The 8097-nt window shown below is 67.6% G+C and carries 7 protein-coding genes; all 7 read right to left on the reverse strand.

What is annotated here, in order from left to right; genetic code table 11:
• Nucleotides 1-31: 31 nt before the first annotated feature.
• Nucleotides 32-739, reverse strand: coding sequence for an SDR family NAD(P)-dependent oxidoreductase (locus C8N44_RS11930; protein ID WP_107976783.1), 708 nt, complete (start codon nucleotides 737-739; stop codon nucleotides 32-34).
• Nucleotides 736-1779: an ABC transporter ATP-binding protein gene (locus tag C8N44_RS11935; RefSeq protein WP_158274046.1), complete on the reverse strand. Its 1044-nt coding sequence runs from the start codon at nucleotides 1777-1779 to the stop codon at nucleotides 736-738. Before C8N44_RS11935 ends, C8N44_RS11930 begins: the two co-directional genes overlap by 4 nt.
• Nucleotides 1776-2789 (reverse strand): ABC transporter ATP-binding protein, encoded by a 1014-nt coding sequence (locus C8N44_RS11940; RefSeq protein WP_107976787.1) that lies wholly within the window; start codon nucleotides 2787-2789, stop codon nucleotides 1776-1778. The genes C8N44_RS11935 and C8N44_RS11940 overlap by 4 nt, the downstream gene beginning before the upstream one ends.
• A gap of 7 nt (nucleotides 2790-2796) precedes the next feature.
• Complete coding sequence (locus tag C8N44_RS11945) at nucleotides 2797-3807, reverse strand: ABC transporter permease (protein WP_107976789.1); 1011 nt, start codon at nucleotides 3805-3807, stop codon at nucleotides 2797-2799.
• A gap of 1 nt (nucleotide 3808) precedes the next feature.
• Nucleotides 3809-4780, reverse strand: coding sequence for an ABC transporter permease (locus C8N44_RS11950; RefSeq protein ID WP_210204163.1), 972 nt, complete (start codon nucleotides 4778-4780; stop codon nucleotides 3809-3811).
• A gap of 75 nt (nucleotides 4781-4855) precedes the next feature.
• Nucleotides 4856-6517 carry an ABC transporter substrate-binding protein gene (locus tag C8N44_RS11955; protein WP_107976791.1) on the reverse strand — a complete coding sequence of 554 codons (1662 nt, stop codon included), beginning with the start codon at nucleotides 6515-6517 and terminating at the stop codon, nucleotides 4856-4858.
• Nucleotides 6518-7219: 702 nt separating this feature from the next.
• Nucleotides 7220-7789, reverse strand: a complete 570-nt coding sequence (locus tag C8N44_RS11960) for an exopolysaccharide biosynthesis protein (RefSeq protein WP_244641036.1) — start codon at nucleotides 7787-7789, stop codon at nucleotides 7220-7222.
• Nucleotides 7790-8097 lie beyond the last annotated feature (308 nt).

Consider the following 8097-nt stretch of genomic DNA (forward strand, 5'->3'; position numbering starts at 1 on the left):
TGTCTTACCTTGCTGAGTGGGAAGGGGGGCGTCACATCATGACGTGGCCGCCGTTCATGTTGAGGCTCGTGCCGGTGAAGAAGCCGCCCTCGGCGCGCGCCAGCAGAAGCGCGGCATGGGCCACCTCGGCCACGGTGCCGAGCCGTTTCATGGGCAGTTCCTCGACGATGGCGCCCACGACCTCGGCCGGCAGCGAAGCCACCAGCGGCGTGTCGATGGGCCCGGGGGCGAGGCAGTTCACCGTGATGCCGTCTTCTGCCACCTCGCGGGCAAGTGACTTGGTGAAGCCGAGGATGCCCGCCTTGGCGGTGCAGTAGGGCACCATGCCCGCCGCGCCGCGGTGGCCCAGCTGCGAGGAGAGGTTGATGATCCGCCCGCTGCCGGCGGCACGCATGGCCGGCAGCACCGCCTGCGTCACGAGGAAGGTCCCCGTCAGGTGCACCGCCAGCATCCTGTTCCAGAGCGCGAGGTCCACCTCCTCCAGCGGGGCGATCACGTCGATGCCCGCCGCGTTGACCAGGATCGTCGCGGGACCGGTCAGGCCCGCCAGCTTCGCCACGGCGGCGGTCACGGCCCCGGGGTCGGTCACGTCGGCCTGCACGGCTGGGAAATCGGCGCAGGGCGCCATGTCGATCACGCCCACCTTCGCCCCTTCGCTGGCGAAGAGCGTCGCGATCTCCAGCCCGATGCCCGAGGCGCCGCCGGTCACCAGCGCGGTCATGCCAGCGAGCGCGCTCATGCCACGCGCTCCGGCAGGCCCTGCCGCAGGATGCGGTCCGAGAGGGTATGGAAGGTCTCGAACCGGTCACTGACCACGTCGGCGCGCTCCAGCTTGTGATGGTTGATGCAGTGCACGAGGTGTTTCGGCTGCGGGTATTCCGGCAGGGGCATCCTCTCGCGGCAGGCCGGCTCGACCAGCGGGCAGCGCGAGGCGAGCGGGCATCCCGGCGGCAGGTCCAGCGGCGAGGGGATCTCGCCCTCGAGCTTCATGCGTTCGGGTGTCTTCAACGAGGGATGCGGCAGCAGCACCGAGGCCATGAGGCCGACGGAATAGGGGTGCCGCGGATCGAGAAAGACCTTCTCGGCCGGCCCCGTCTCCATGACCGATCCGAGGTACATCACGCAGATCCGGTCGGTCAGGAAGCGCACGGTGGACAGATCGTGCGAGATGAACAGGTAGGCCGTCTCCATCTTCTTCTGGACCGAGATCAGCAGGTCGACGATCTCGGCCCGCGCCGTGGGATCGAGCGCCGAGGTGGGCTCGTCCAGCACCACGAGATCGGGGCGCGTGATGATCGCGCGGCCCACGGCGGCGCGTTGAAGCATCCCCGGCGACAGGTCGTCGGGCAGCTTCATCGCGGTCGCCATGGGCATGCGGATCAGCTCCAGCACCTCGGCAAGCCGCCTGTCGCGGTCGCTGCGGTTCATCCCGAGGTACTTCAGCGGCTCGATCATGGCGGCGGCCACGGGTTCGCGCGGGTTGAAGCTCTCGCCCGGCTCCTGGAAGACGAACTGGATACGGCCGCGCAGCTCGGGGCTGCGGATGTTGCGCTTCCAGCTCATGGGCTTGCCGTCAAAGACGATGGCGCCCGAGGTGGCCTCGATCAGCCCCACCACGGCGCGGCCCACGGTGGTCTTGCCCGAACCGCTTTCACCCACGAGCGAGAAGGTCTCGCCGCGCTCGATCTCGAAGGTGACGCCGTTGAGTGCCTTCACCAGCTTGGATGACCCCGAAACGGGGAAATGCTTCACGAGGTCCTGCACGCTCAGAAGGGTCATGTTCCGGCCTCCACGGGGTAGTGACAGCGCACGCGGCGCCCCGCGCCGCAGTCGCGCAGGGCAGGCGCCTCCGAGACGCAGCGCGGCTGGCGCCGGGCGCAGCGGTCGGCGAAGCGGCATGCGGGCCGGGTGCCGTCTGCCAGCGGTGGTACGTCCCACCAGGCTTCGCGCAGCGCGGGCGAATGGGCGAAGGCCGCCAGCAGGTTGATGGAATAGGGATGATGGGGGCGGTCGAAGAAGGCGTCGCGCGGTGCCTCTTCCACGACCTCGCCCTTGTAGAGGATCACCACCCGGTCGCAGTAATGCGCCGTGATGGCGATGTCGCGCGTGATGATCAGCGCGGCGGTCTCGGAGCCCGCGACCATCTCCTTCATGAGGTTCAGGACCTGCAGCTGCACGGTCACGTCGAGCGCCGACGTGGCATCGTCCGAGATCACGAGGCCCGGGTCGCACGACAGCGCGATGGCGATGACGACGCGCTGCGCCATCCCCCCCGAAAGCTCGTGCGGCCAGGCGTCCATGCGGCTTTCTGGGTCGGGGATGGCCACGGCCCGGAGCATGTCGACCGCGCGGGCGCGTGCCTCCTTCTCGGACAGGCCCAGGTGATGCCGGATGACGTTCACGATCTGCTGGCCCACGGTCAGAACCGGATTCAGCTCGCGCCGCGGGTTCGACACGATGAGCGCGATGTCCTTTGCCGGGCGCACCGGGCTCTTATCGTCGGGGAGGTCGGTGAAGGGCGTGCCGTTGTAGCGCATGGCCCCGGAGGTGTGTTCTCCCCCGCCCGGGATGGCGCCCATCACGGTGCGGGTCAGAAGCGTCTTGCCTGCGCCGGTTTCACCCACGAGGCCCACGATCTCGCCGCGGCGGATCTTCAGGTCCACCGCGTCCAGCGCCACGTGATCGCTTTCCCCGTAGCGGGGATAGGCGACGGTGATGCCCTCGAGTTCCAGCACCGGCGCGGCCACGGCCTGCGCCTCGGTGGTGTCTGTCTTGTCCTGGTAGGTCATGGTCCTCCTAGCCCCGCGTGCGCGGATCGAGCGCGAAGTAGAGAAGATCGACGATGAGGTAGACGATCAGCGACAGCACGGCCGAGAAGATCACGAAGCCCAGCACCGGGTTCAGGTCCGAGTTCAGCACGCCCGCCACGGCGTACTGCCCCGCGCCGCCCCAGCCGAAGACGATCTCGACCAGCACCGCCGCGCCGATGGTGAAGCTGTAGAGCACGCTGATGATGGTGATGATGTTGGGCAGCGCCGCCCGCAGCGCCTGCCGCCGGATCATCCGCCGCGGCAGCCCGTTCATGCGCGCGTAGGCGATGAAGTCCGATCCCAGTGCCCGGTCCATCGACGACTGCGTCGCCTTCAGGATCGGCCCCGCGTTCACCAGCCCCAGCGTCAGCACCGGCAGCGCCAGGTGGCTCAGCGCCGACATGAACACGTCGAAGCGCCCGGTAATCAGGCTGTCCACCAGGACCGACCCGGTGATGGTCTGCGGCGGGATCAGCATGATCGAATACCGCCCCAGCGGCGCCGGGGCCCAGCCCAGCAGCGTGTAGAAGACGAAGATGAACACCAGCGCCAGCCAGAAATCCGGGATCGCGCCCGACAGCAGCCCGTAGTAGTTTGCCGCCTTCCGCACCGCCCCCCTGGGCCGCATGGCCGACGCGATGCCCAGCCCCAGCCCGATCACCACCGCCAGCAGCAGCGACAGCGTCACAAGCTCCAGCGTGGCGGGAAAGCGCGTCATCAGGTCGCTCAGCACCGGTCGCGCGCTCTGCCAGGACATGCCCAGGTCCCCCTGCAGCACGTTGCCGAGGTAGATCATGAACTGCTGGAACACCGGCAGGTCGAGCCCCATCTCGGCCCGCAGTTTCGCCACCGCGTCGGCGGTCGCGTTGGGCCCCAGCATCAGCACCGCCGGATCGCCCGGGATGAGCTTGATCAGGAAGAAGCTGATGAACAGGATTCCCAGCATCTGCGGGATCACGAACAGCAGCCGTTTCAGGATGTAGCGCAGGATCTGCATGTCACGCCTCCTTGCGGCGAACCGCCCGCCGTTGCGCTGCCTGCGACAGCCTGCGCCGCGCCACCGGATCGCTCAGTACCTCGACGCTCGACCCGATCAGGGCAAAGCCGAAGACCGTCAGCCCCAGCGCCACGCCCGGAAAGACCGAGGGCCACCACTGGCCCGTCATCACGCTCTGGAACCCCGAGGCGATCATCGACCCCCACTCGGGCGTCGGCGCCTCGACGCCAGCACCCACGAAGCTCAGCGCCGCGGTCAGCAGGATCGACCAGCCGATGTTCACCGAGAGCTGCGACAGCGCCGGGGCCATGGCATTGGGGATGATGTGGCGCCGCAGGATCGTCAGGTCCGAGGCGCCCGACACGAAGGCCGCCTCGACGAAGCGCGTGCCCCGCAGGGTCAGCACCTGCGTCCGCATCAGGCGCAGGTAGATGGGAATGTTGACGAAGGCGATGGCTGCCACGATCGACCCGATCGACTGCCCGAAGACCGCCACCAGGCAGATCGCGAAGACGAAGACCGGGAAGGCCTGCAGCACGTCCATGATGCGCATGACCGTGGCGGCAAAGGTCTTCTGCACCGTGCGCACGCCGTCGTAGTAGCCCACCAGCGCGCCCAGAGGGATGCCGATCAGGGCCGACACCGCCGTGCCCAGCAGCGCGATGGCAAGGTCGATCCGCGGCGCGTAGATCAGCCGCGTGGCGATATCCATTCCGGTGTTGTCGGTGCCCAGCGGATGGGCCAGCGACGGCGGCTGGAGGTAGGCGGAGGGATCGGCGCTGACCGGGCTGTAGGGGCTGAGCCAGGGCGCGAAGATGGCCAGCAGGCAGACCAGCCCCACGATCACGTAACCAAGCGCGAAATCTGGCCGTACGCGGGCCACGTCGCGCGCGAACCGCAGCCGCGAGGCGCGCGAGGCGGGATCGCCTCTGTCGGCGGGCATGACCGCGCCTTCCGCTTCCTGGACACTCATGGGCTCCTCCCGAACTGTGATGGAAGAAGGCCGGCCACCGCGGGTGGGGGAACGCCAGTGGCCGGCCGCCGCGGATCAGGAACTCGCGTAGCTGAAGTCCTGGAACCGCAGGTTGTTCGAGGTGTAGTAGGTCAGGCCCTCGACGTTCTCGCGCATGGTCACGGTGAACTTCGGGTAGCCGATGAAGACCCAGGGCGCCTCCTCACCGATGATGTCCTGTGCCTCGGCCATCATCTTGAAGCGCTCGGCATTGTCCGGCGACAGCGAGGCTGCGCGCAGAAGCTCGTCCACCCGCTCGTTGGCGTAGTTGCTGTAGTTCGAGAAGGTCGCGCTGTCGAAATAGAGCTGCATGGAATAGCCCGGGTCCGGGCACCACGGCGTGTCGGTGAAGAAGATCATCGGCTGGGTCCGCCCCGAGACCTCGTTGAAGTAGGTGCCCGCGGGAATCTTGCGCAGCGAAAGCTCCACGCCGATCTCGCGCAGGGCGGTCTGGTAGAGGATCGCCATCGGCTCCTGGATCGGGTCGCCGGCGTTGTAGGCAAGCGAGGTCTCGAAGCCGTCGGCGAGCCCCGCCTCGGCCAGCAGCGCACGCGCGCGCTCGAGGTCCTGCCGGTAGTCCGCCGTCGGCTTGAAGCCGGGGTAGATCGCGGGCATCGGGCCGGTCATGGGATCGGCGGTGCCGCGGTAGATCGTCTCGATCACCTGCTCCTTGGGGAAGGCGTAGTTCATCGCCTGCCGCACCGCGACCTGGTCGAAGGGGGCGAACTCGGTGTTAAGCTCGACCCAGAACATCGGCGAGGCCTCGATCGAGGCGACCTTGACGCCCTGCGTCTGGGCAAGCTGCTCGATCTCGAGCGGCTGAAGGACCAGCGCGATGTCGACTGCTCCGCCGCGTACCAGCGATGACCGCGTGGCCGATGTCGGCACCTCCCGATAGACCACCTGCTGGATCGCCGGCATCCCGTTCCAGTAGTCCTCGCGGCCCACCAGAACCGCCTGCTGCCCGCGCACGAGGTTGGCAAGGCGATAGGGGCCGAACCCCGCGCTGTCATTGGCGATGAAGTCGCGCGCCCAGGGGTCGTCCTCGGTTGCCATCTCGCGGCACTTCGTGCCGTCGAGGATGTTGTTGTAGAGATTGAGCTGCAGCTTCATCAGCAGGGGATTGGGCTGAGGCAACTCGAAGCGCACCGTGTAAGTGTCTACAGCAGTTACGTTTTCCGGTCCGCTCATGCCCAGGAGCTTGGTGAAGAACCCGCCGATGGCGCCAAGCGCGAACTTGCGCTCCCAGGTGTAGACCACGTCCTCTGCGGTCAGCTCGTTGCCCCAGTTCGACAGCACGCCTTCGCGCAGCTTGAACTCGGCCCAGGAACTGTCCTCGGCCACCTCCCAGCTTTCGGCCAGCTTGCCGGTGATCTTCACGCCGCCGGGCAGGTCGGGGTAGTCGGTGACATCCTCGCGCATGACGCCCTCGATCTCGGGATCGGGCACGGTCTCGAAGGCGACGAGGCTGTCGTAGAGACAGCCGATCATGTCCAGCGTCCCGAGCGAGCCGTCGAACTCGGAGTCGAGCGACTGCGGCGTGGCGGGGGCGGCGATCACGAGCGGCTTGGCCTGGGCCTCGGCGGGGCGCGCGCCGGCAAGCCCCAGCGACAGGCTGGTCGATCCGGTCGCGGCGGCAAAGGCCGCGGAGCGCCCGAGAAAGGCGCGGCGGTCGAGATCGGTCGAGGAGGTCTTCATAGGCAAGTGTCTCCCTGTTCCGGCAAGGCGAGGCCATGCCGGTGGTCGCGGCGCCGAGGCGCCTTTCCTGTTTGGATTGCCGCATTTGCGGCTTATTGTTCATGTTGCCCGGCGCGGTTCTCTCCGCCTCGGACGGGACAAGGGCCGGTGCGGTGCGGATTGGGCCCGTACGTCCTTCGCCCAAGCCTGCCCAAGGGTCAGGCGAGGTGTCAACGCGCCGGTCCGGACAGCTTGCTGAGAATAATGATGCCGCCTTGTGAGCTTTTTCGGGGAGATGACGAAAACTGCCGAAGTCCGCTGAGTTTTTCTGTCGGCACGCGAGGTGCCGCCGCGCGGGGGCGCCGCTTCGGAAGTCACCGGTTCTGGAGTGAACTCGTATATAGAGTCATGACTGACAGTATATTACGCGATGATCTTCGGATCACGGCACAGGGCTCGGGTGAGAGGGAGTGGCAGAGCGACACCGCCCGTATCATGGAGGGGCGCTCACTCCCGTATGCGCGCCGCCGCGAAGCCGCCCGACGTCCATTGCCTCTTTTGGAGGCGGTTGCTTGGGGCTTTGCGCCATCCATAGCCGGTCAGTCCCAGTGCTGGCGCAACGGGCCGAATCCTAATGAATGGTTAATGTGCCTCTGTAACCCATTGATTTTACGTGAGCGCAGGGATGTCCCGGCCCGGGACACCCCCGGGGGACGGTCTAACCTAGCCGCCGGTCTGGGCCCGGAAATACCAGATCCCGGCCGTCACCAGCACGACCAGCACATGGCCGCCCGCCACCACGGCGCCATCCCGCGCGATGATCCCGAAGGCATAGACCGCCACCGGCAGCCCGATCAGGGGCGTGGCCACCGGTATCGCGCCGAGCACCAGCAGCGAGCCGCCGCCGAGCATCAGGATCACGGCCACCACCGAAAGCGAAGCCCGCCCCTCGGCGAGGCTGGTCAGCCTGACATGCAGGAACCTCCGCAGGAAATCCGCCGCCGGGTGGATCTTGTCGGCCGTCTTCCGGATGTGCCGGGCGGGAATGCAGCGCTTGCCGATGAAGTGCGGCAGGTCGATGCGGGTCTGGCGCATCAGGATCTGAAACCCAACGATCGCCACGACCACCCCCAGCGCCCCGCCGACCCCGGGGATCATCCCGATGGGCGAGATCATCAGCAGCGCACAGACCATCAGCAGCGGTGCGTTGCCCTGCTGCCCCATGGTCTGCACCAGCTGGTCGAAACTGACCTGGTCCCGGTCCTGCGCCAGCTCGCGAAGGCGGTCGACCATGGCGGGAACCGCGCGCGGTCCGCTCGAGGGCTTTCTGCCGCCCCTCGCGGGGGCCCTTTCGGTGGCAGCGTCGCTCATGTTTTCGGGGCCTCCGTGGCATCCTTGGCAAGGCAAAAGCTTGGGCGCGTCTCTCGATCGCGCCTGCTCGTGCCCGTTCAACCGATCCGCCCCGCCCGGGTTCCATCGCCGGCGAGGCCCGGCCCGTGGTCTACCTGCCGGTGCGGTCTGTGACGGCGGCAGCGGTCTTGTAGATGATCGCGAGGTCGCGGCGGAAGGAGACGGTGGAGAGGTAGCGCACGTCCATGGCC

The sequence above is a fragment of the Allosediminivita pacifica genome, assembly GCF_003054175.1.
Taxonomy (GTDB): domain Bacteria; phylum Pseudomonadota; class Alphaproteobacteria; order Rhodobacterales; family Rhodobacteraceae; genus Allosediminivita; species Allosediminivita pacifica.